The organism is Nocardiopsis sp. JB363 (assembly GCF_900143625.1).
Taxonomy (GTDB): Bacteria; Actinomycetota; Actinomycetes; order Streptosporangiales; family Streptosporangiaceae; genus Nocardiopsis.
The window spans coordinates 65,591-86,466 of sequence record NZ_FRFF01000097.1 but is presented as its reverse complement, the minus strand read 5'-3'; the positions used below and the strand labels follow the sequence as shown (position 1 = coordinate 86,466).

Sequence of the window (20,876 nt, the reverse complement as noted above, 5' to 3'; positions counted from 1 at the left end):
GACGCCATGTGCCGCCCCCACCGTCATTTCTGGAGGATGGTGCCTGGAGCCGACCGCGAGCCACGTACCCCGTGCATCACCCTCGCTGAGAGCTACGGCGTCGACCTGCCCGCCTGAACAGCCCGTGGCCCCTGACTACACAAACCATCCTGCAACCTGAAGGAGAAATCATGCCAGAATGCCCCCTGTGCGAGACGTGCATCCCCGACGCGGAGATGTTTGACCACGTGAGTGACCACGGTCACGCCGTGGTAGTCGCGTGGGTCGTCGACCAGGCAAGCTGACGTTCCCCACTCCACGCATTCAGCACCACACCCCTGCCGATGAAGGAGTCGGCTCATGAGCAACGACAACACCGAGACCGCCACCGTCTACATCCATGACGGGAGCGCCTACAAGATCGACCGCCTGGGCATCACCCACCCCGGCCAGCGCGGCGAGTACGCGGTCTGCTGCGACGGTCGGCGACTTGCGCGCAGGGGCGCAGCCATCTCTACATGGCCGCGCCCCAGTCGACCTTATAACTCTATGGAATTCTTTCCAGTAGCATGCTTCTTCGTCGCTGTGTCCTCCGATGCAGCGCGCGGTCCCGCGCATTTGACGAAGAAGGACGAATCGTGCCCCTGACCCTCGCGCACAGGCTTGAGAAGTTGTTCGCCGACACTGCTGGCGACAAAGGCCGACCCGTCACCCTCCAGGAGATCGTCGACAGGATGAAGCAGCGAGGCATCGCCACGATGTCGCTGAGCTACCTGCAGCAGCTGCGCTCAGGACAGGCCACCAATCCGCGTGTCCAACACTTGCGCGCCCTTGCCGACGCCTTCGGTGTTCCCCCGTCGTGCTTGGTCGAGGAGGAGGCCGATGTTGCCGAGGTCAGGCTGACCGAGGCTGAGCGCAACATCGCCTTGAGGGTCCGCGGGCTGAGCAACGGGGCGCTCGCGTCCATCAGTTCGATCATCGAGATCGCACGCCGCAGCGAGCGGCTCGACGATGTCCCGGGGGAAGAGAAGAAGCCAGAGCCGCCGAACCGCTGAGATTGATCACCTGACCCGAAGCGATCACGATCGAGTCCCTAGGCCGCGCCATCGGCGATCTCCACGAGCTAAGGGTCGTGGTCGAGCCGATCCCGTCGCGCCTGCGCCACGCCCAGGTCACGGGTCTAGTTGACGTGGTGGGCGAGGTCTCCCACGTCTACTACGATGACCTCTCGCTGCTCAACCGGCTCTAGGCGATCATGCATGAGTACGCGCACATCCTTCACCGCGACGTCGTCGCCAGCGCCCCCGCGATGTGCGCACACCACGTTCAGCGATCCCAAGGAGGCACACGCCGATGCCACAGGCATGGAACTGCTGGCAGAAGTGAGGGTGCGGCGCAAGAGGTTCGACGTCCTCGACCTACTCGGCGGGGCCACCCTGCAGAAACCGATGAAGCCCTCGAGGCGGGCGATGCTACGCCTCATGCCGCCCGCCGACTCGATGCTCAAGGACGTCGTCATCGAGCTCTGCGCCATCCGTAACAGCCTCGACACCAGCCCAGAGTGGCTCGCTGCTTGAGGGGAGACTCCCCAAGATCGTTTCCGCATGTGTGGAAATTTTCCCACACTGTGTGGAAAAAGTTCCACACATATGAAAACTTCGAATCATGGCAAACTACCCCTCGAACCCCGATGGAGACGAGTTCGCTGGCTTCGCCGAGGCCAAGCGGCTCCTGTCGAGCTATCACGGCCGGGCCCGCACGCTCGAGAGGCTCGCTATCACCGACTTCTTTGACGATGAGGCGGTCGTCGCCGTCCACGTCGACAACATCGCCCGCGCCGACAGGGTCTTCCTCACGGCCTTCGACGCCGAGGGGTATCGAGTGGGTAGCGACGTCCTCTACACGGACGAACTGGGCCAGCATCTCGACCTCACCCCGGAATTCGACCACCTCGTGACCGGGCTGGACGTGCGCGCCGGTTCCGAGCTCGCCGCCCTCGCTGACGCCGAGGATGGCTGGGTCATCGACATGGAGGTCCTCCGCGGCTACCATCCCGTCGCCGACCGTCGCGGTACCCAGAAGGCCATGGTCCTCGCCCACCTGGCCGACATGCTCGACGCAGGCGAAGCCCGCGGCTTCGTCCTCGGCTCTCCAGAGCCTCCGGACGAGGACCGGGGAACCCGCGAATCCTAGTATTGCAACGACAAGTTTGCGGTGTGCAGGCCACACACGGTAGGTATCCGTATGTAGTCACTACTGATCTCGGGACCTGGCCTCGGTCCTTCTCCAAGGTTCACCGTGTCCCTCGCGCACTGCTTCCCCTGTGTCCTGTTCTCCGTGATCGCTCGGCGGCGGGCACGCACCATCCAGGTGGCGCGGTCCCCGCCGTATGTGGGGTGTGTGCGGCGGGACCGAACGGTCGAAGCCACCCTTAAGAAGATGGTGGACGCATACCTGCTGCACCAAGAGCATGCCGGGCACACCACGAAGCCCAGGGCGGCCGACCACCCCAACGCCATGGGCGGCATCTATGAACGCGTGGGTCTGCTAGAACAAGGGCCTGGTCGTGGCCGAGCGTCCCCGCCCCGTCGACGGCGAGCACCTGATCAGCGGACCTCGCGTGAGCTCGGCCTTACTCCTGCAGGCCTCGACCTCTGGAGCCACCGGCCCAGGGGTCGTCTTCGTCAAGATCAAGGGGGTCGCCCATCTCAGCGCAGGGGCCGGACCGACTCACGTCGGTCCCGGGGGACGAGCTGTTGGGGCGAGCCCCGACCGCTCGCCACTTTCCGTGATCGACCAGGAGGTCGCCATGACCATCGCCCGTCTGCACGCGCCGGGCCGCCTCTGGCGGATCAAGGACCGCGACAGGCCCACCGACGCCGTCGACATCGGTCCCGGATCGCCATGGGCGACCCCGTTCAGGGTCCGGCGCGACGGCACGCGCCAAGACATCGTCGAGCAGTTCGACAAGTGGGTTCTCCACGCCCCGGACAAGCGCGCGCGGTGGATCCGCGAGCACGTCGGCGAGCTCGCCGGCCGCGACCTGGTCTGCGCCTGCCCCGCCGGGCGCTGCCATGGGGGAGTGCTGCTCACCCTGGCCCACCTCAAGACCTGTCGTCCCGGCCACGTCCCGGCTGTCGACGCCCCCGGCCTCTGGCTGCGGGTGACCGTCTGGGACGACCACGGGCACCTCCACCGGTTCCGCCTGCGGGTCACCGGCCCCGGCCCCGCGGGCACGGTCCTCGAGGCGTCCGGCCCTATGCGCTGGATGGTCGGCAACTCCTGCGCCGTCATCGGCGACTGGATCCGCGCCCGCTCCGGCTCCGCCATGCGCATGGCCGACGTCCACGCCCAGCTCGCCCCTGTTATCAAGAAGAAGGCCCTCGCATCATGACCGGCGTCTTCGCCCCTGAGCTCGACGAGCTCACCATCGCCTATAGGTACGGCGAGGTCGGCGCCTGCAAGATCGGCGGCGGCACCCTCGGCCGCTCCTACGGCGGCCGGTGGGGCTAGCGGCTTACATGCGGCCCGAGCGCCGAGGTCGTCGCGTCCGGTGAGGACCTACGCACCGGGGTGCCCAAGACCCATGACCAGGCGGCACGGATCGTCCTCGATATCTGCGACCGACAGGAGCAGTAGCCCATGGCCCTTCCTCTCCGCGCATCACAGCTGCCCGTCAAGTACGAGCGGTCCCGCGAAGCGCACAGGCCCGGCCAGACCATCTACGAGGTCACTGGATCCGGCCTGTACCGGGTGACCGAGGCCAGCCGCGGTGAGTTCGACGTTGCGACGCTCACACAGATCGGCTGGACCGAACTCATCCGCCTCGACGTGAGCGACGACGTCTTCACCGCCCTCGAGGCGATGCAGGCCTGGCTCGACGTCCAGACCCCGACGCTGCGGCCGGACGACGGGGGCAACCCTCATGAATGAGCCCGATCTGGCCGTCTCCGCGGCCCAGACCATCATCACGGCGCACGCGCTCAAATAGATCAACGAAGCATCGTCGGGGCCTTCGGTCTCGTTCACCGCGATGATCGAGCTGTGCGGTGGCTACAAGCTCGACTGCTTGCAGGACTACTCGCCTGACGACGTCGCCGTGATGAAAGTCGAGATCGAGCGCTTCCGAACCCTGAGTGAAGCGCTCGGCGCACTGCGCTGAAGTCGCACTCCCATAACCGTATCCGCCTCATCCATCGGCCGACCGGATCGCACGACCGCGATCCGGTCGGCCATTTTCGCAGCCACTCATACAAGAACAGATCTCGATGGGATAGATCAGTATAATAATCATTTAAAGATCATTAGATTCATTGCGCGCCTGACCACTGGCTACCCAGTAGAAAGTTGAATCGCACATGGCCAACCACACCGTCCGCGCCGACCAGCTCACCGAGGGCTCCGTCGTCACCATCCGGGGCAAGCTCGCCTTCGCCCGGCTCACCCGCCGCATCGAGGGCGAGGAGCTCGCGAAGGCCAACGCCCGCCGCCGCCGGGCCGGGATGAAGTACGACATCACCAGTCCGTACACCACCGCCACCATCAGTGGCGGTGCCCAGGTCACCTGTGCCGACCCCGACAACCCGACTCTCGAGGAGCAGTACGTCGCCGAGCGCTGCTACACCTCGAAGTTGAAGCCTGAGGACGGCCTCAGTTACTCGATCGATTCCAAGGGCAACAACCTGCCCATCATCGGGAGTCCCGGTGAGGGTGGCTTCGTCCAGGACTTCAGCGGCCAGGAGCTCGCCCACGGGCTCGACGTCACTCTCGTCCTGGAGGTGTACAAGTCAAGGGACCAGGAGAACCGCGGTCTGGGACTGACCCACGTGCTCGTCAACGAGGCCCCTCGCTACTACACCCCCGGCGGCGTCGACGAATCCCAGCTGAAGGCCCGCGGCATCACCTTGGCCCAGCCGATGCAGGCCGTGCCGTCCAACGAGGTCAACCCTGTTGGTGAGGCCGATCCCGTGGGCACCGAGGTCGACGAGACCTCCGGTCTGTCCTTCCCGGCTCCTCAGCCGGCCGGTCAGGTCCAGCGGGCCCCGACCCAGTCGGCTCCGTCCGCGCAGCAGGTCGCTCCGGCCTCCGTCGCCCAGCCGCAGGTCGTCCAGCAGACTCCCTTGCGGGCGCAGTCTGCCCCGGTCCAGGCCGAGGAGACCGCCGAGCAGAAGCTCGCCCGCATCGAAGCTGAGAACGCCACGCTGCGCGCCGAGAACGAGGCGGCCAAGGACGTCGCCTCGGCCATCGGGACTCCGGACCCGAGCAGCCCCTGGGCCCCGCAGCAATCCCAGCCCCAGGCCGGGATCGCCTACAACGGCTGAGCGGACGCGTCCATGACCGATCGGCGAGGCCCCGCGCTGGTGCGCAGAGCGGGGCCTCGTCCTTTTCCCCTGACCACCGACACACGAAGGCAGTCGATGTGACCGTCGATCCACTCGCACTCTTCCCGGAGTTCTACGCCAACCCGACCATCCAGACGTTGGCCCCCGTTCGGCGCTGGACGGTGTCCGGGAGGCTCGGCGACGACCCCGACTCCGGGCACAAGGCACCGATCGACGTCCGCCATCTCCTCGAGGGCTGCCGTCCCGGATGCCAGCACGACGGCCCTCTGCGCGGGGCCTTCTCTCTCGACTCGACCTGCTTGATGAGCCTCAGTGAACTCGTCGCTGCCCTGCCCAACGCGGCCAACCACGCCTACTACCTACAGTCGCACAGCGACGGTGTCGTCGTCGTCGACGTCGAGCCCGACTGCCCGCCCGACCTCGCGGCCGACCTGCTGCGCCTGCCCGGCGTCCTCTGGGCCGAGACCTCGATGTCGGGGCGCGGTTACCACTTGGCCATGCCGCGGCCGAAGAACCTCCACGACTTCCCACAGGCCGCCCACAAGCGAGTCCTGCGTGAGAGGAACGGATGGTTCGAGATCCTCCTCGACCACTGGATCACCTTCACTCGCCGGCCCGTGGCCGCAGGGCTCGCGGGTGACGGGCCGCCGGTCCGCTTCGCCTCGCTCGAGGACCTCTACGCCGCCCTGGCCGAGAACGCCCGCGCCAGCACCGCCGGATCCGCCGGTGAGATCGTCACCGACGAGGACATGCCCGACATTCCCGGCACCCACGACATCGTCGCCGCGGCGGTCGCCGGCTCCGAGAGCCGGCGCAAGGACCTGTCCGACTTCGACCACGATCGCTCTCGCTGGGAGTTCTCCGTCCTCGGCACGCTCTACGCCGAGCAGATCCAGGCGATGAACCTCCATGCCGGGATGAGGCAGACGAGTTACTCGGCCAGCGACCAGGCCTGGCTCCTCTACGCCGCCGCCGTCGAGGTGCTGCCCAAGCGGGCGAAGCACACGGAGACGCGTAACGGGCGGCCCTATCTGCTCGACCGCGCTGCCTCGCTGGTCGCCGATCGGCGGACACGGGCGCGGGAGCGCTCCATTGGTGCTGCCTGAACGCTGCTGGCCAGGCTTTGCCCGAGGCAGGGGTTGGATCGCGAAACGCGATCCGGGGATGGAGGCGGTGCTGGAGCAGGACCGCACCGCCTCGTGGTGAAGGTCTTCGTTCTCAACCACAGAGCCGGACTCGTCATGAGCGGCTCCATGGTCCCAGCCAGCCCGCTGACGTGATCTGCGAACGGTTCTCCGAGAACGCCCGTGCTCTGTCTTCGGCCCTCTGCCTGCGACGCACCTCCCGGTGGTTCAAGAAGCCCTTCTCACCCATGATCAAAGGAATTCACTGTGAAGTTCAACGACACCCTGACCAAGCTCGTCCGGCAATCCCTCGAGATCGGCGCGACGCCTGCGCTCATGGGTGAGCCTGGCATCGGCAAGAGCTCCTTCGTTGAGGACCTCGCCTACAGCATGGACACCAAAGCCTTCGTCCTGCCCTGCAACCAGCTCGCTGACAAGGCCGACCTCACTGGAGCGCGCCTCGTGCCCTACACCAAGGACGACGGCACCGACAGCTACAAGCAGGTCTTCTACCCCCACCAGGTCATCCAGGACGCGATCGACTATGCCGAGGCCAACCCTCGCGAATGGCCGATCCTCTTCCTCGACGAGATCAACCGCACGACCTCGGACGTGACCTCCGGCGCGCTCACCCTGGTGACCTTGCGCCGCATGGGCCATGTCGAGCTGCCGAAGAACGTGTGCATCGTCGTCGCTGGCAACGACAAGGGCACCGTCACCACATTGGACGAGGCGAGCCTGTCCCGGTTCGCCATCTTCCACGTGGAGCCCGACGCCTCGACCCTGATGTCTGTCGTCCCGAACCTGAACCCGTGGGTGAAGAAGGTGCTCACGCAGTACCCGGCGCTGATCTTCCAGAAGTCCACACCGAACGCGATCGTCGCCGATGGCCAGAACGAGGACGACGACGGCAACGTCACCATGGCCGAGCTGTTCGACGGCGGCGAAGAGATGAACCAGCTCACCACGCCGCGCACAATCGACTACTTGTCGAAGTGGCTGAACGCGGCCGACCGTCAGGACTTGGCCAGCCACCTGGCGACCCCGGTCCAGATCGGCGGGCGCGAGACCTCCGAGCTCAACGAGATCATCGAGGCCTACACCGGCGACACCATGTTCACCACCCAGGTGGTGGCCACCATCGCCGAGGACCTCGCCTCGAACTCGGGCCCGGCCGCCGCCAACCGGGTCAACGTCCCGAAGCCGAACTGCTACGCGGAACTCAAGGTCGCGGGCACGGTCACGGAACTGGCCAAGAAGATCGCAGAACTCACCGAGAAAGAGATCTCCGGCGCGTTGCTGTACGCCCTCAAAGAGAACTCGGACAACGCCCGCCTGATCGAGCAGCTGGCGCAGACCGCCACTCGGATCGAGCCGGAGCACACCCGCACCCTCATCGAGATGGTGACCAGCCAGCAGGTCGACCGCCAGAATTTGGAGGCCTTTCTAGACATCGACGCGCCGGTCGCCAATGCGGCCAAGCCCGTCCTGTCGGCATTCCTCTGATCAAGGCTGCACCGTGCGGAGCGGGGAGTGGCTTCAGCCGCTCCCCGCTCTCGCCGGCGGCCCGCAGAACCATCCGCGCATCGCCGCAGCCCCTGACCTCAGAAGGAGATCACCGCGATGACGATTACCGTCACCAATCAGAAGCCGGCCGTGCTCGACGCGATCCACACGATCACCTGCACTGGCGATTATGATCCGATGCCCGCCTTCCAGGAGGCGCTGGTGGACCCGCTGCTCGAGCCGCTAAGCCCGCACGCGCCCGCTTCGATCGTCGACGGGTCCGGCACGGATCTGACCGGCGACGTCCCGGACATCCTCCTGTCCTGCTTCGGCGACAACGTCAACACCAACGCCGAGAGGGCCGCAAAGGAGCTGCTGGGCCAGACGATGGTCAACTACGATCAGGCCACACCCCTACCCGTCGGCGAGCTCCTCGCGGTCCAGGCGGGGCAGCGGAATAAGATGCCCGCACCCGGGCCCCGTGTAATCTACACCGCTCAGTCCGACGTGATCCCTGCGGCCAAGGGACTACTTGCCGGCTCGGCCGACGAGAGCGAATTCTTCGCCTCGCTGGCCTACGCCTTCCACCCGGACACGCTCGGGTTCTGGTTCCAGTCCGCCGCTGCCTTCGACGACTTCCGGGTCTGGCTGTCCACTCAGACCCAAGCTCTGGGTGGCGCGAGTTCGCCGGTGCCGGCGACAACCCTGAAGCTGATCGGCGACTTCGCCAAGCTCTCGCTCCAAGGGCTCACCGAGTCCCTGCTGCTGCGCAAGAACGACTCTGACGGTAACGACGAACTGTCCTTCCCGCGCTTGCTGATGCACATGCTGATGACCTACATCGGCCAGCAGCGCGGCCAGATCTTCGATGTCGGAGTCCTGCCGTTCACGGTCGGCGAGCTGTTCTGCCCGAAGTCCGTGGTCCTGGTCAACGTTGAGGCGCACGCCCGCGCCTCCGCGCCTCAGGTCACGGGGGAGTGGAACCTCATCAACCAGTCGCTGGTCTCGCCGGTGAAGGTCGTCTCGAACTCCGCGCTTTCCAAGCTGACCTCGCTGCCGCGGGCCGCCGCCAAGGCCGCAGCCATAGGAGCGAACCAGCAGCCGGGCCAGCCCGGCTCGCGCTCCGCACAGGTGAAGTTCCGCAAGGCCCCGCCCACGAGGCTGGACCTGTTCAAGGACATCACCCGCGTGCTGCGCCGCATGGGCAGGGTCAACAAGTCGCAGAATGTCTACCGCACCACGAAGAGGACGTTTCTCAAGACGAACAGGCGCGACCCGGACGACTTCAACAAGCCCGGCCGGATCAGCTCGGTGCAGTACATGCCCGACCTGCACGTCTACATCGACACCTCCGGGTCGATCTCTGAGGAGAACTACCAGGAGGCGGTGATGATGCTCATCCGCATCGCCAAGAAGCTGGGCGTCAACATCTACTTCAACTCGTTCAGCCACATCATCTCGCAGGAGACGCTGCTCAGGGTGGAGAACAAGTCGCTGCGCCAGATCTGGAAGGAGTTCCGCCGGGTGCCCAAGGTCACCGGCGGCACCGAGTTCAAGCAGGTCTGGGACTACATCAACGCGTCGAACAAGCGCAAGCGGCAGCTAAGCCTAATGATTACCGACTTCGAGTGGCCGCCCCCATCGGCCCGCGTCGACCATCCGGCGAACCTGTACTACGCGCCGTGCTCGGCCACGGACTGGACCCTCATAGTCCGATCCGCCACGGGCTTCGCCGACGACATGCACCACATCGACCCGTCGATCCGCCAGAAGCTGCTGGGCATGGTGCTCTGACCAGCCGAGCGCACGACTGCGACCCGTAGCGCATCCTGATCCGCCAGGCGGCGCTGCGGGATCGGCCACCTCATCTCTCATCCGCCCGGATCGCTCGCGCCCACCAGCGTCGCGTCGACCCGGCATCCATCGAAGGAGGCCTCGCCATGGGACTGTCCAACTTCACCCAGGGCAACGACGACGCGAGCAGCAGCGGCCCACCGACCGGAGGCATCGGCGTCGGCATGGGCGGCCCTTTTGCCCCGAGCGGCCAGAGCGAGGACGCCGTCAAGGAGCTGCTCGTCGACTACAACGAAAAATTCAAGAACGCCGCCCCGACGCTCTTCCGTGACACGCTCATCGAGCAGACGCTGGCCACCCTCATCAGCAAGAACAAGCCCAACGTCCTACTCAAGGGCCTAGCCGGCGTCGGCAAGACCAAGATCGTCGAGGATATCGCCCGCCGCATCGCCCTCGACGACTCGCTCATCCCGGACCTGCTCAAGGACTGTACGGTCTACGAGCTGCCGGTGACCAACCTCGTCGCCGGCTCCGGCATAGTCGGTCAGCTGGAGGAGAAGGTCCAGGCCGTCGTCGACTTCGCCTCGGACCCCAAGAACAAGGCTCTCCTGTTCATCGACGAGATCCACCAGATCACCGGCGGATCGAGTTCACACAGCGAGCCGACCAACCGCAAGATCAGCCAGATCCTCAAGCCGGCGCTGGCCCGCGGGCAGATGAGCGTCATCGGCGCGACCACCTCGAACGAGTCGCGCGCCTTCGACGAGGACCCGGCCTTCGCCCGCCGCTTCACCCAGCTCATCGTCGACGAGTTGACCGTCGAGCAGACGCTCGCGGTCCTGGGCACCGTCCGGCCCGGCCTGATGGCGCACTACCGCCACCAGATCGGAGTCTCCGACGACGTGCTGGCCGAGACGGTCAAGATCGCCGAGGCGAACTCGAAGGCCAGCGCCCACCGGCCCGACAGCGCCATCACGCTGCTCGACCGTTCGATGGCCGACCGCGTATTGGAGCAGAAGAAGCTCATCACCCAGGCCGAGGCCGCTGGCGACCAGGCCTTGGCGGCGACCCTGCGGTCGATTCCCCAGGTGCCGCTGACAGTCACGCGCGTCCTCGACGTCGCCAAGTCACTGATGACAGGCAACGCCCAACGCCCGGACTTCGACGCCGCGACGCTGCGCACGACGCTGCTCGATCGGCTCCAGGGCCAGGACGAGGTCCTGGAGAAGGTCGCCGACCGCATTGCGCGCGAGGAGCTCGGGCTGTTCCCGACGAAGACCCCACTCACATGCATGTTCGCTGGCACTTCAGGCTCGGGCAAGACCGAGACCGCGAAGATCCTCGCCGAACAGATGACCGGCCAGGAGCCGATCGTGCTCAACATGACGGAGTACCACACCCCGTCCTCGACCGCGAAGATCATCGGAGCGCCTCCGGGTTACATCGGGTCCGACTCCAACCAGGAGCTGCCCTTCGACACGCTCGAGTCCAACCCACACCGCGTCGTCCTGCTCGACGAGTTCGAGAAGGCCGACATGGCTGTGCAGCGACTGTTCCTCTCGGCGTTCGACGAGGGCTACATCCGCAATGCGCACGGGAAGCTGCTCGACTTCTCCAAGGCCGTCGTCATCGTCACGACCAATGCGGCCCGCGAAGCTCTCAGCAGCAGCTCGATCGGCTTCATCTCAGGCCCCAGAGTCGTCTCGCAGCAGAACCTGAACACAGAGCTCGCCAAGCACTTCGAGCCCGAACTGCTGGGGCGGTTCTCGCTGATCGTGGGCTTCAACCAGATCGACAAGGTCGTGTTCCGGCAAATCATGGCTGCCGACTACGAGAGCCAAGCGGCGCGGATCGTCGACGCCAAGCCAAGGCTCGCCCAGGCCCTGCCTACTGCGATGCCCGACGATGAGCTGCGGGCCCTGGCCGAGACCGCCTACGTCGATTCCCAGGGAGCCCGGCCCGCCAACAAGGCGGTCCGGTCCTGGATCGAGGACCGGCTCATGGCAGCCCAGGCTACGAACACCCAGACCAGCGCGGCGATCGCCCGCACGGTCGACCAACGCAAGTGATCACGGCTATCTCCACCGTCAAGTCCGAGGACAGGGCCGAGCAGATCGCCGACACCGGGCACCGGAGTGTGCACGCCGGCGTCCACTGCGATGACTGCCACGAGCTGGGCCGCATGCTCGGCCTGCTGCGCACCGACGCCTCGGGCCGCATCGCCAAGGCGATCCCCGAGGAGTTCGTCCTCGTCGACCGCCGCGACTGACGCCGCCGATCCGTTCTCCGGAGGGTAAGGCGGATCCGCGTGGTCTCCCGCGCGCTCGGGTGTGCACGGGCCTGACAGGGGCCTCACGGCCCCTGCGGGTGGGTGGAGAGGAGCAGAGCCCAGGCTGCCAGGCGGCCTGGGCTCTGCCCCTGACGTGCTCTTTCTCGCCACTCGCCCTTCTCTTCTGATTTATCTGATGCCTTTCTTTGTGCATTAATGGCATCATTAAAATGATGAGTTCAATCATCTTTTTCTTTGGTCATCCCTCTCCGGCCTGCCCGCTGCGTTCACCTAAGGACGGCACCCATGCCTCTGCTGCTCGACGACCTCGACCCGACGAAGGCCAAGAAGGTCGACGCGAAGTTCTTCAGCTCCAAGCTCAACGGCTCGGGCAAAAAGACCGGCCGCCTCAATCAGGAGCTGCGCCCCGTCGACACGACCAGTGTCAAGACCCCTGCCCGGATCGAGCTCAAGACCACGATCACCCAGCACGACATCACGACCGTGACCGTGCCGCTGGCTGGCATCACCCGCCGTGCGTTCGAAACCCTGCCCACCGCGACGCTGCCGACGCCCGCCGTCGACGAGCGTTTCGTTGTCGAGACCGACTCCGATGACTGGGAGGCCGTGTTCGACATGACCCCCCAGGCACTGGTGTTGCGCGAGGACAAGTCCTCCAAGCCGACCAAGCACGAGCTGATCATCCAATACCGCACCGAGCTCGTGCTCATGCGCATCGGCATGATCGAGCCCGAGCGCGTCGTGCGCCTGACCGAGGACACCAACCTCGCCATCATCGACGCCGCGGTGATCCTCGACTGGGACACCAGTCCGATGGAGACGGCCGCTGGCGCGATCTCCCTGGCGCTGGGCCGTCTGGGCATCGCCGCGACGAACCTCAACGCCCTCGAGGCGTGGATGAACGAGTACCCGATCCACGACCGGATCGTGCGCTTGGCCGAGACCTGGTCCTCGGAGGCCATCGCCGCCGAAGTCGACGCCTACATCGCCGACGTCGCCTACCCGGACAAGGATGTGCTCAACGCGCTGGCCATCCAGCTGCGCTACCTCGAGAACTACAGCGTGCCGTTGGAGGCCTACGGCCGCATCCACCGGGCGCTGACCGCGGCCTTCGCCTCCGACGTCGCCCAGGTCCTGGCCAAGCAAAACCTCAACCTGCTGATGAACCACACCCTGGCCGGACTCGACACGATCAAGCCGCAGCTGGCGCGCCTGGTCCCGCCCGATCCACCCCCGGCTCTACCGGAGTACCTGTCACCGCAGCAGGTCGCCTGCGTCTCGACCACCGAACCGCTGGTGATGGTGCGCGCCGGCGCGGGCACCGGCAAGTCTTCGACGATCATCGAGCGCATCGCCCACCTCGTCGGCTGCGGTGTGAACCCGGGCGACATCACGGTTCTGTCGTTCACCAACGCCGCCGCCGACAACATCAAAGAGCGCAATCCCGACGTGGGATCGATGACCATCGCGGCGATGATCAACGACATCTACCAGCTCAACCACTCCGGCCACGACATCTCGAGCATCGACACCATCATCAACTCGCTCGAGATCTTCTTCCCCACCGACCAGGTCGCCGCAGACTTCCGCGCGCGCCTGCTCGACGTGGACAAGAACAAGATCGGGGCAGCGACCTCGCTCAACACTTTCGTCGAAGGTCACTACGACCGGGTCATGGCCATGCTCGACGCCATCGGGCAGACCTCGTTGGAGCTGGAGATCATCATCTGCTACCAGCGCATCGACGAGATGGCTGAGCCCGCCCACGTGGTCTGCCGCCACCTCATCATCGACGAGGTCCAGGACAACTCGGTCTTCGAGTTCATCTACATGCTCAAGTACGTGGCCAAGCACCTTCAGTCGCTGTACATCGTTGGCGACGCGAGCCAGACCCTGTTCGAGTTCCGATCGGCCAACCCCCGGGCGCTGAACACGCTCGAAGGCTCGGGCGTGTTCGCCACCCACGAGCTGACGACGAACTACCGGAGCAACCAAGAGATCCTGGACTTCGCCAACGTCGTCCTCAGCGAGCTGGAGACCAACCAGCTCGCACAGATCCAGCTACGGGCGAACTCACTGGAGGAACCGACCAAAGCCTCGTTCGAGGAGAAGGTCAGGCTCGACTACGTGCACCTGCCCCAGATGCGCGGGTTCCTCTCCAACGAGCTCAGCCCGCTCCTGGCCAACCGGGTGCTGCCGCAGTACGTCGATCCTTGCCTGGCCCGCGGCGAGCAGGTCGTCTTCCTGGCGTTCTCCCGTCGGGAGGTCGCGCTCATGCAGAGGATGCTCGAGTCGAAGTACCCGGACAGGCACGTCGCCTCACTGGTGTCCGAGCGCGTCTTCGCCACCGACATCTTCTCCAAGTACATCAAGTTCTTCTGGAACGATGTCCTGCAGGTGCCGCCGAACAACGCCACGTTCGTCGTCACCCAGGGCATTCGGGACAACATGGAGAAGTTGACGAAGAACACCGGCAACCCGAAGGTCGAACGTGCCGTGCTCGAGTTCGTCTCCAAATGGTGGCTGGAGAACGCCAACACCACTAACGCTTGGGTCAACCTGGTCCACCAGGGCTCCATGCCGTCCACCGAGTTCTTCACCCGCCTGCGCGACAACCTCCTGGCCTTCGAGATCGCCCAGAACGCGGTCAAGAAGTCGCTGACGGAGGCCCGCAACCGGGCGCGCAAGGAGAAGAACCTCGGCGAGAAGGCGGACCTGGTCGTCTCGACGATCCACGGCGTCAAGGGGCTCGAATTCGACAACGCCGTGATTTTGCACAAGGACGACAAGGCGATGGCCCAGGACGTGCGCCGGCTCTACTACGTCGCCTTCACCCGGGCGAAGAAGACCCAGTACGTCCTGTCCTACGGCACTACGGACAAGCCCGTGATCGTGTCGACTCACGAGGCGATCGGCAACCTGCTCGTGGAGCGGGAAGCCGAGGCCACCGAGCGCGAGAAGCGCGCTCGCGCCCTGGCACTGGGCATCGACCCTGACCTCGTCGACGACGAGGAGACCGCCGAGGCGCCCGTGCCGCAGGCCGTCTGACCCCGCGGCACTGGCAGGCCCCGTCGCCGCCGAAGGAGATCCCCTCTGGCGGCGACGGGCAGCCCACCTCTTCTTCTGGTCGCTTACCCCCACGGGACGGACCCCAGACCGCCCATGACCTCCTCGTCGTAGACCGGGGCGGGATCGTCTTTCCACGACCACTACCCGCTGTCGGCCGACAGGTTGTTTGCCGCGCTCGACGTTGTGGTCGACCTGCTTGGACGGGGGAGTCTTGGCCTTCAAGACCACATGCTCCTGAACCGATTCGCACGTGCGAATCGCTCCGACAACGCCTTCAATTCCGTGGTCAAGCTCTGCCGTAGTGGAGCGTGAACGTCTACATGTCCACGCCCGCTGGGAGACCCAGGACGACCCCGACGGCGTCATATCCCCGCCTGACCAGGCGGCCGCCGAGCACGCCTACCGCGCCTACCGCGCCTACCCGCCTACCGCACCCACATGCGCGGCCTGGCGAAGAAGCGGTGGGACGCCTACCGCGCCGAGCAGGCCGCACGCCGCGCCGCGCCACACATAGAAGAGTCCCCGCACCGGTCGTGACCCGGTCGGAGACGTGACGAGAAACCGAAGTTCTCGCATGTTCGATCCTACAGACCCCCGATCCCTCCGCACCCCACAGCGCACGTTCGACCAGGTGACCACCGCGACCGTGCTCCTGGCCCTCATCCAGGAGGACGCGCCCGCCGCACTCTGGGAGCTCGCCCCCGACGGCCGCACCCTGGCCGGTGAGCTGTTCGGTGCCCAAGAGGACCGCCGCCCGGCCATGGTCACGTGGCAGCGCGTCATCGGCACCGGGCCTGTGGTCTCCACCTGCTTGACCGGCCGTGACGAGTACCTCGTGACCAGGGACTCCTACGAGGGCATCTCCGTCACGGTCATCGCCTTCGCTAGTCCCGAACATGCTCTCGCGGAGCGTCTCAAGTGCGCCGCCCAGGAGCTCGACGACGACGTCGACGGCGCCACCCTGACCGGCGTGGGCCTGAGGGTTCTCCTCGAAGGGAACGCCGCGTGATCCCCGCCATCTTCAGCGTCGTCGTGGCGCTGCTCATCCTCGGCGCGGTCGCCCTGTTCGCCCTGTGGGTCGTGCTCGGCGCCGAACGGGACGCCGCCGCCCATCCCGACACGCAGGGGAGGGACCTGTGACCGCGTTCGCTGACCTTGCCTTCGCCGCCATGCCCTGCTCCCTCGGTATTGCCGTCCTCGGTTCCGGCCTTATCGGCTACCGCGCTCGGGGTGTCCGTGTCGACCTGGCCGCCGAACGTGAACTCGTGGCCCGGCTGACGGTCGGGGCCGACGACATCATCGCCGCCGCCCGTGGCGCCCACCACCGCACCGCCGAGGAGACCGACCGTGGCTGAATACCGGTACACCGACCGCGCTGAGCACGGCGAGCCGTCCGCGCACTGGACACCTGAGAAGAACGCCGCCTGGTCCATGCGCGAGCGGGCCGCCGACGCCGTGGTCCAGGCCAACCCGCTGGGCAGCATATTCAGCCCGCTCCCTCAGACGATCCGCGCCCTGCCGCTGCTCCCCAACGGCGGCGACACCGCCGAGGTTGCTCACTCGGGTTACTCACAGCCCGCTAGTGAGCAGCCCACCGAGGTCCACGTCGCCACTCCCGAGGGCATCACCCCCTGCGGACGCGGCCACCACGACGTCACCGTCGCCGCGCTCATCGACGAGGTGACGTGCCTTGAGTGCCTGCGCACCCTCGCCCAGCTCAACGGCACCGCGCGACCGGTCACCGACTACGAGGGTGCCGACTGCCACGACCCGACCGTGTGCACCGATCTCGGTTGCCTGGCCTGCCGGATGTCCCAGCTCGAACGCGACATGCGGCACGTCGAGAGGGCGTTCAGTTCCCGCCTCGACGCCCTGGAGATCGCCGAGAGTGAGCGCACCCAGTCCGCCGGAGCGCCCCGCGCTCAAGTGGCCGGAGGCGGGTTCGCCGAGGAGGAGCACCGGTACTGCGGAGCCACCATCGACCGCTTCGACGGCACCACCTACACCTGCGCCCGCCGCGTCGCCCACGAAGGCGGGTGCGGACCCAAGCGGGTCACTTGACCATCCACCCCGGCCGCCCCGCCCGTCCTGCGGGGCGGCCACCCCACACCACCAAGAAGGCCGACACCGCCAGCAACGCCCTTGCTCCTTGCAGCGCCGGATCGGCCCGTTCGAGATCGGGGACCCGTGGCCGCCCAACGTCGGTACCGCCGCCCACGAATGGCCCGCCCCTGCTCTTGCCGGCGGTCACGACGAACACTGACTTCGACCTCGGCGAACCCGACGGCATGTACCGGCCTGTCAGCCGCCTCATGCCGGTGCGTCCCTCCGACCACCTACACCCTCCTGCGAAAGCGAGTACGCATGCCCGCCACCACGATCGTCTCCTCCGGCGGTGCGTTGCGCCTGTACGACGACTCGGTCCAGACCTTCGACCGGCTCCCCGTCGCGACGTACACGATCCGATTCTCGAAGATGACCGGCTACAGCCTCCACGAGACCAATCCCCTGTCCCCGGGAGAGGAGGCCGTCTACGGCGGCCATGCCACGCGCGTGGGCCGGATCGCCACCGGCTACGCCGCGATGGACCGCTCGCTCGGCGTCATTCTCTCCGGCGACAAGGGCATGGGGAAGTCGCTGATGATCCGCATGCTCGCCGAAAAGATGCGCGAGGAGCACGAGCTGCCGACGGTCCTCGTCCAACACTCGACGCCCGGCCTTGCCTCCTTCCTCGACGAGCTCGGCGAGTGCCTCGTCGTCTTCGACGAGTTCGAGAAGGTCTTCGCGCCGGGCGATGACGACGAGGCCCCGCAGAACCAGTTCCTCTCGCTCTTCGACGGCCTCTCGACGACGAAGCGCCTCTACGTCCTCTCTGTCAACTCGCTCGACCGCACGAGCGACTACATGCTCAACCGCCCGGGCCGGTTCCACTACCACATGCGCTTCGCCTACCCGGGGCCCGAGACCGTCGCCGAATACCTGCGCGACCAGGTGCCCGGGATCACCGAGGCGGAGGTCTCCGCAGTCGTCGAGTTCTCGCGCAAGATCGACCTCAACTTCGACCACCTGCGCGCCATCGCCTTCGAGCTGGGACTGGGGGAGGACTTCGCCGCGATCATCGGTGACCTCAACATCAAGCGCACCAGCCGTCGGGGCCACGATCCCGTCCACGCGGTCATCTCCTGGCCCGACGGCGACACCGACGAGATCGACGGCGAGCTCGACCTCTTCGCCCCCGACGCACTGCAGTCGATCGAGAGCTGGCACTTGGACCTCGAGCTGCGCCTGCGGATGCGCGATGCCCTCCCCACCCCAGACGGTTACGCACTGCCCGCCGGTGCCTTCGAGCTCATCGACACGCGGACCAACAAGGAGCGCGTCGAGGCGGGAGAGGACGACAAGGAGCCGGACCTCTCGGGCGCGTCGGTGCTGCTCCAACGGCCGCCGAAGCATTCGATCGACTTCTAGCGTGCAGTCACCCAACTCGCCCAGTCCCTGCCTGCTCACGCCACTCACAACAGGAAGACCGGTGTCTCCGAAACTTCCGCGACCCGGCGATCGCGTCCGCCTCACCGGCACCATCCCTGAGGACCCGAGCTCGCTGCCGGTCGGCACTGTCGGCACGGTTCTCTCCGTCCATACCGACGTCGGCCAGATCCACGTCGACTGGGACTCCGACCGGGGCCTGATCCTGCTCACCACCGACCCCTACGAGATCGTCGACGACCGCCTGAACTGCCTCAACTGCAAGGGCACGGGCCGGTCCGAGCGCGGCTGGGCCGGAAGCTCATCGCCCGACGGCGAGACCTGCCCGGACTGCCGCGGCACCGGTGTCGACGCCACGCCCTACGGCGTCGGCTACGACCACTGCCCGCACTGCGGCGCGGACTGGAAGCAGCCCCACAACTCGGGCTGCCCGACCCTCCACTGAAAGAGCGGATGCTTCATGCCACGCCCCGTCGACCCCTACGCCCGGGCCTATGCCGACTTCCGCAGGAACACCGAGCACCACGAGCTCCACGTCCTCCATGACGACGGGCTGTATCGACACCTACGCGTCCAAGGCCCCGGTACCCGGATGTGGTCCTGGGACGTCACGACCTGGCCGGGACACCTGGCCACCTCCGGCGACATCGCCAGCGGCCACGTCTTCGCCCGCGAGCCCGACATGCTGGCGTTCTTTTCACACGCAGGCAAGAGCGAGAGCCACTACACCGACGGCGCGCCATCGATCGACGTGGGCTACTGGGCGGAAAAGATCCAGGGCCGCGATCTCGTCGACGTCAAGACGTACGACCCCGACTCGTTCCTCCAGCAGGTGCGTGAGCACCTTGAGGAGCACGACGAGATCGGCACCGAGGCCGGAGAGTTCCGCGACCGCCAGATCGCGCTGCTGACGCACATTCACGAGCTGCGCGGCCTCGACAAGGATGCGCGAGCGCAGCTCTTCGAAGCACACTGGGCCGCCGAGGAGAGCTGGGCCGCCCTCGACGGGCGTCGTACGACCAAGGTTCAAGGCTCGACGCTGCGACAGGGGCACCACGAGGCGGCCCGCTCCACCCTGTCCGCCCTGTCCGCCCTCTGGAGCGTCGACGGGATCGACGACGAGGCCTTCAACGCCCTGATCGAAGAGCACGACTACAGGGAGCTCGCCGACCTCGAGGTCCCGCGTCTGACACCGGCCGAGCGCCGAGAAGAGATCCTCGACGACGCCAGGTCGCACGCCGACAGCGACCCGGAAGCCCACACGTGGCTCGCTGAGCACGAGGACGAGGTCGGCTCCGACACCTGGGAGTGGGACCTGCGCGAGTACGGCGTTCACTTCCTGTTCGCCTGCTACGCGCTCGACCTCACGACGCGCCTGTGGAACGAGCACGTCGAGTGCCGCGGCGTCAATGACACTTACGTGCTCGTCCGTAAGGGCCGGGTGCAGAACCGCCCGGCCCAGCCGGTGATCGACGTGAGCATCCTCGACCATGGAACGCTCGAGACCTCGATGGCCGCCGGTGCCCTTGATACGCGCGAGCGGATCATGGCGGTGCCCCAGGCCCGCGAGGAGCTGCGCGTCACGGTCCACGAGCTCACCGAGCTCGTCCGGGAACACGGCGACGAGAGCGCCCATGCTCACCTCGACCAGGCGATCGACCGGGAGATGGCCGCCTCCGAACGAGCCCTCGACCACCGAGAGATCCACGCCTACTGGGCCGCCGTGCGCGCCGAGCGCGAGGAACAGGCCCTGGCCCGACCCTCATCCGTCCCCGCTCACTCAGGAGCCACCAGGACCACCCTCCTTCGACGAATCCTCGACCGGCTCGGGCTGTGGCAGCCGCCCCCGGTCGCGTCAGTCGAGCAGCCCTCGCCCCGCGACGTCGAGCGCGTGCAGGACTGACGGTGCCTCAGCGATCGCTCACCTCGATCCCAGGAGTCGCCCACGGAACCGAGCCCCGACACGCTCATCGTCATCGCGGCGATCCTGGACGGCCGCTACTCCCAGGACCAGCAGTTGCGCGGTACCGGGTTCTAGATGATCGGCGCGCACGGCATCGCTGATGAGATCGGCTTCCACAGCTCCATGGAGGACGCGGTCCTACACGCCCTGGACCACCACTACCCGTCGCCCGAAGGGGCGACCACGGAACGCACTGACGCCGCCGGTCCCATCCCCCAACAGGACCACCGGCGTCAGTGTCGACCGCCCAGGCCGGGAGCGAAGTAGAGACCCGTGCCCGGCCTGGGCGCGCTTGTCCCACCCGACGAGTCAGGAAGGCAGCA

At 66.5% G+C, this 20,876-nt stretch carries 23 protein-coding genes; all 23 read left to right on the top strand.

Annotated elements, in window-relative coordinates; all coding sequences use genetic code 11:
• Positions 1-339: 339 nt before the first annotated feature.
• The 23 genes from BQ8420_RS14385 (at position 340) to BQ8420_RS14290 (ending at position 20,820) form a co-directional block, all read left to right on the top strand.
• Positions 340-627, top strand: coding sequence for a hypothetical protein (locus BQ8420_RS14385; protein ID WP_087099305.1), 288 nt, complete (start codon positions 340-342; stop codon positions 625-627).
• Positions 618-1,034: a hypothetical protein gene (locus BQ8420_RS14380; RefSeq protein ID WP_087099303.1), complete on the top strand. Its 417-nt coding sequence runs from the start codon at positions 618-620 to the stop codon at positions 1,032-1,034. Before BQ8420_RS14385 ends, BQ8420_RS14380 begins: the two co-directional genes overlap by 10 nt.
• A 309-nt stretch (positions 1,035-1,343) precedes the next feature.
• A complete protein-coding gene (locus BQ8420_RS14375; protein WP_087099301.1) occupies positions 1,344-1,556 on the top strand; it encodes a hypothetical protein in 213 nt (70 codons plus the stop codon).
• Between the two features lie 88 nt (positions 1,557-1,644).
• A complete protein-coding gene (locus BQ8420_RS14370) occupies positions 1,645-2,172 on the top strand; it encodes a hypothetical protein (RefSeq protein ID WP_200815936.1) in 528 nt (175 codons plus the stop codon).
• Between the two features lie 616 nt (positions 2,173-2,788).
• Positions 2,789-3,373, top strand: coding sequence for a DUF4326 domain-containing protein (locus tag BQ8420_RS14365; protein WP_143847272.1), 585 nt, complete (start codon positions 2,789-2,791; stop codon positions 3,371-3,373).
• Positions 3,370-3,492: a hypothetical protein gene (locus BQ8420_RS33050; RefSeq protein WP_255404875.1), complete on the top strand. Its 123-nt coding sequence runs from the start codon at positions 3,370-3,372 to the stop codon at positions 3,490-3,492. The genes BQ8420_RS14365 and BQ8420_RS33050 overlap by 4 nt, the downstream gene beginning before the upstream one ends.
• A 129-nt stretch (positions 3,493-3,621) precedes the next feature.
• Complete coding sequence (locus BQ8420_RS14360; protein WP_087099298.1) at positions 3,622-3,912, top strand: hypothetical protein; 291 nt, start codon at positions 3,622-3,624, stop codon at positions 3,910-3,912.
• A gap of 100 nt (positions 3,913-4,012) precedes the next feature.
• Positions 4,013-4,141, top strand: a complete 129-nt coding sequence (locus tag BQ8420_RS33045; protein WP_255404874.1) for a hypothetical protein — start codon at positions 4,013-4,015, stop codon at positions 4,139-4,141.
• Between the two features lie 196 nt (positions 4,142-4,337).
• Positions 4,338-5,300 (top strand): hypothetical protein, encoded by a 963-nt coding sequence (locus tag BQ8420_RS14355; protein ID WP_087099296.1) that lies wholly within the window; start codon positions 4,338-4,340, stop codon positions 5,298-5,300.
• A 98-nt stretch (positions 5,301-5,398) separates the two neighbouring features.
• Positions 5,399-6,427, top strand: a complete 1,029-nt coding sequence (locus BQ8420_RS14350) for a hypothetical protein (protein ID WP_087099294.1) — start codon at positions 5,399-5,401, stop codon at positions 6,425-6,427.
• Positions 6,428-6,712: 285 nt separating this feature from the next.
• Positions 6,713-7,951 (top strand): AAA family ATPase, encoded by a 1,239-nt coding sequence (locus BQ8420_RS14345; protein ID WP_087099292.1) that lies wholly within the window; start codon positions 6,713-6,715, stop codon positions 7,949-7,951.
• Between the two features lie 117 nt (positions 7,952-8,068).
• The gene (locus BQ8420_RS14340) at positions 8,069-9,745 is read left to right on the top strand and encodes a hypothetical protein (RefSeq protein ID WP_087099290.1); all 1,677 of its coding nucleotides are present in this window, start codon (positions 8,069-8,071) and stop codon (positions 9,743-9,745) included.
• A gap of 146 nt (positions 9,746-9,891) precedes the next feature.
• Positions 9,892-11,814, top strand: a complete 1,923-nt coding sequence (locus BQ8420_RS14335; RefSeq protein ID WP_087099289.1) for an AAA family ATPase — start codon at positions 9,892-9,894, stop codon at positions 11,812-11,814.
• Positions 11,811-12,014: a hypothetical protein gene (locus tag BQ8420_RS14330; protein WP_087099287.1), complete on the top strand. Its 204-nt coding sequence runs from the start codon at positions 11,811-11,813 to the stop codon at positions 12,012-12,014. The genes BQ8420_RS14335 and BQ8420_RS14330 overlap by 4 nt, the downstream gene beginning before the upstream one ends.
• Positions 12,015-12,320: 306 nt before the next feature.
• Positions 12,321-15,083, top strand: coding sequence for a UvrD-helicase domain-containing protein (locus BQ8420_RS14325; RefSeq protein ID WP_087099285.1), 2,763 nt, complete (start codon positions 12,321-12,323; stop codon positions 15,081-15,083).
• Between the two features lie 595 nt (positions 15,084-15,678).
• Positions 15,679-16,113, top strand: a complete 435-nt coding sequence (locus tag BQ8420_RS14320; protein WP_087099283.1) for a hypothetical protein — start codon at positions 15,679-15,681, stop codon at positions 16,111-16,113.
• Entirely contained in the window at positions 16,110-16,244 is a 135-nt protein-coding gene (locus BQ8420_RS33040; RefSeq protein ID WP_255404873.1) for a hypothetical protein, read from the top strand. The genes BQ8420_RS14320 and BQ8420_RS33040 overlap by 4 nt, the downstream gene beginning before the upstream one ends.
• A complete protein-coding gene (locus BQ8420_RS14315) occupies positions 16,241-16,459 on the top strand; it encodes a hypothetical protein (RefSeq protein ID WP_087099281.1) in 219 nt (72 codons plus the stop codon). The genes BQ8420_RS33040 and BQ8420_RS14315 overlap by 4 nt, the downstream gene beginning before the upstream one ends.
• Positions 16,452-17,165, top strand: a complete 714-nt coding sequence (locus BQ8420_RS14310; protein WP_087099279.1) for a hypothetical protein — start codon at positions 16,452-16,454, stop codon at positions 17,163-17,165. The genes BQ8420_RS14315 and BQ8420_RS14310 overlap by 8 nt, the downstream gene beginning before the upstream one ends.
• A gap of 303 nt (positions 17,166-17,468) precedes the next feature.
• Positions 17,469-18,572, top strand: a complete 1,104-nt coding sequence (locus BQ8420_RS14305) for an AAA family ATPase (RefSeq protein WP_160049311.1) — start codon at positions 17,469-17,471, stop codon at positions 18,570-18,572.
• A gap of 61 nt (positions 18,573-18,633) precedes the next feature.
• Positions 18,634-19,035: a DUF4314 domain-containing protein gene (locus BQ8420_RS31925; protein ID WP_087099274.1), complete on the top strand. Its 402-nt coding sequence runs from the start codon at positions 18,634-18,636 to the stop codon at positions 19,033-19,035.
• Positions 19,036-19,050: 15 nt separating this feature from the next.
• Positions 19,051-20,493: a hypothetical protein gene (locus BQ8420_RS31920; protein ID WP_087099272.1), complete on the top strand. Its 1,443-nt coding sequence runs from the start codon at positions 19,051-19,053 to the stop codon at positions 20,491-20,493.
• A gap of 135 nt (positions 20,494-20,628) precedes the next feature.
• On the top strand, positions 20,629-20,820 hold the full coding sequence (locus BQ8420_RS14290) for a hypothetical protein (RefSeq protein WP_087099270.1): 192 nt from the start codon (positions 20,629-20,631) through the stop codon (positions 20,818-20,820).
• Positions 20,821-20,876: the final 56 nt, after the last annotated feature.

Coding starts and splice junctions, on each gene's coding strand:
- BQ8420_RS14385 (WP_087099305.1), top strand. CDS start 340: ATGAGCAACGACAACACCGAGACCGCCACCGTCTACATCCATGACGGG.
- BQ8420_RS14375 (WP_087099301.1), top strand. CDS start 1,344: ATGGAACTGCTGGCAGAAGTGAGGGTGCGGCGCAAGAGGTTCGACGTC.
- BQ8420_RS14370 (WP_200815936.1), top strand. CDS start 1,645: ATGGCAAACTACCCCTCGAACCCCGATGGAGACGAGTTCGCTGGCTTC.
- BQ8420_RS14365 (WP_143847272.1), top strand. CDS start 2,789: ATGACCATCGCCCGTCTGCACGCGCCGGGCCGCCTCTGGCGGATCAAG.
- BQ8420_RS33050 (WP_255404875.1), top strand. CDS start 3,370: ATGACCGGCGTCTTCGCCCCTGAGCTCGACGAGCTCACCATCGCCTAT.
- BQ8420_RS14360 (WP_087099298.1), top strand. CDS start 3,622: ATGGCCCTTCCTCTCCGCGCATCACAGCTGCCCGTCAAGTACGAGCGG.
- BQ8420_RS33045 (WP_255404874.1), top strand. CDS start 4,013: ATGATCGAGCTGTGCGGTGGCTACAAGCTCGACTGCTTGCAGGACTAC.
- BQ8420_RS14355 (WP_087099296.1), top strand. CDS start 4,338: ATGGCCAACCACACCGTCCGCGCCGACCAGCTCACCGAGGGCTCCGTC.
- BQ8420_RS14340 (WP_087099290.1), top strand. CDS start 8,069: ATGACGATTACCGTCACCAATCAGAAGCCGGCCGTGCTCGACGCGATC.
- BQ8420_RS14335 (WP_087099289.1), top strand. CDS start 9,892: ATGGGACTGTCCAACTTCACCCAGGGCAACGACGACGCGAGCAGCAGC.
- BQ8420_RS14325 (WP_087099285.1), top strand. CDS start 12,321: ATGCCTCTGCTGCTCGACGACCTCGACCCGACGAAGGCCAAGAAGGTC.
- BQ8420_RS14320 (WP_087099283.1), top strand. CDS start 15,679: ATGTTCGATCCTACAGACCCCCGATCCCTCCGCACCCCACAGCGCACG.
- BQ8420_RS14305 (WP_160049311.1), top strand. CDS start 17,469: ATGCCCGCCACCACGATCGTCTCCTCCGGCGGTGCGTTGCGCCTGTAC.
- BQ8420_RS31920 (WP_087099272.1), top strand. CDS start 19,051: ATGCCACGCCCCGTCGACCCCTACGCCCGGGCCTATGCCGACTTCCGC.
- BQ8420_RS14290 (WP_087099270.1), top strand. CDS start 20,629: ATGATCGGCGCGCACGGCATCGCTGATGAGATCGGCTTCCACAGCTCC.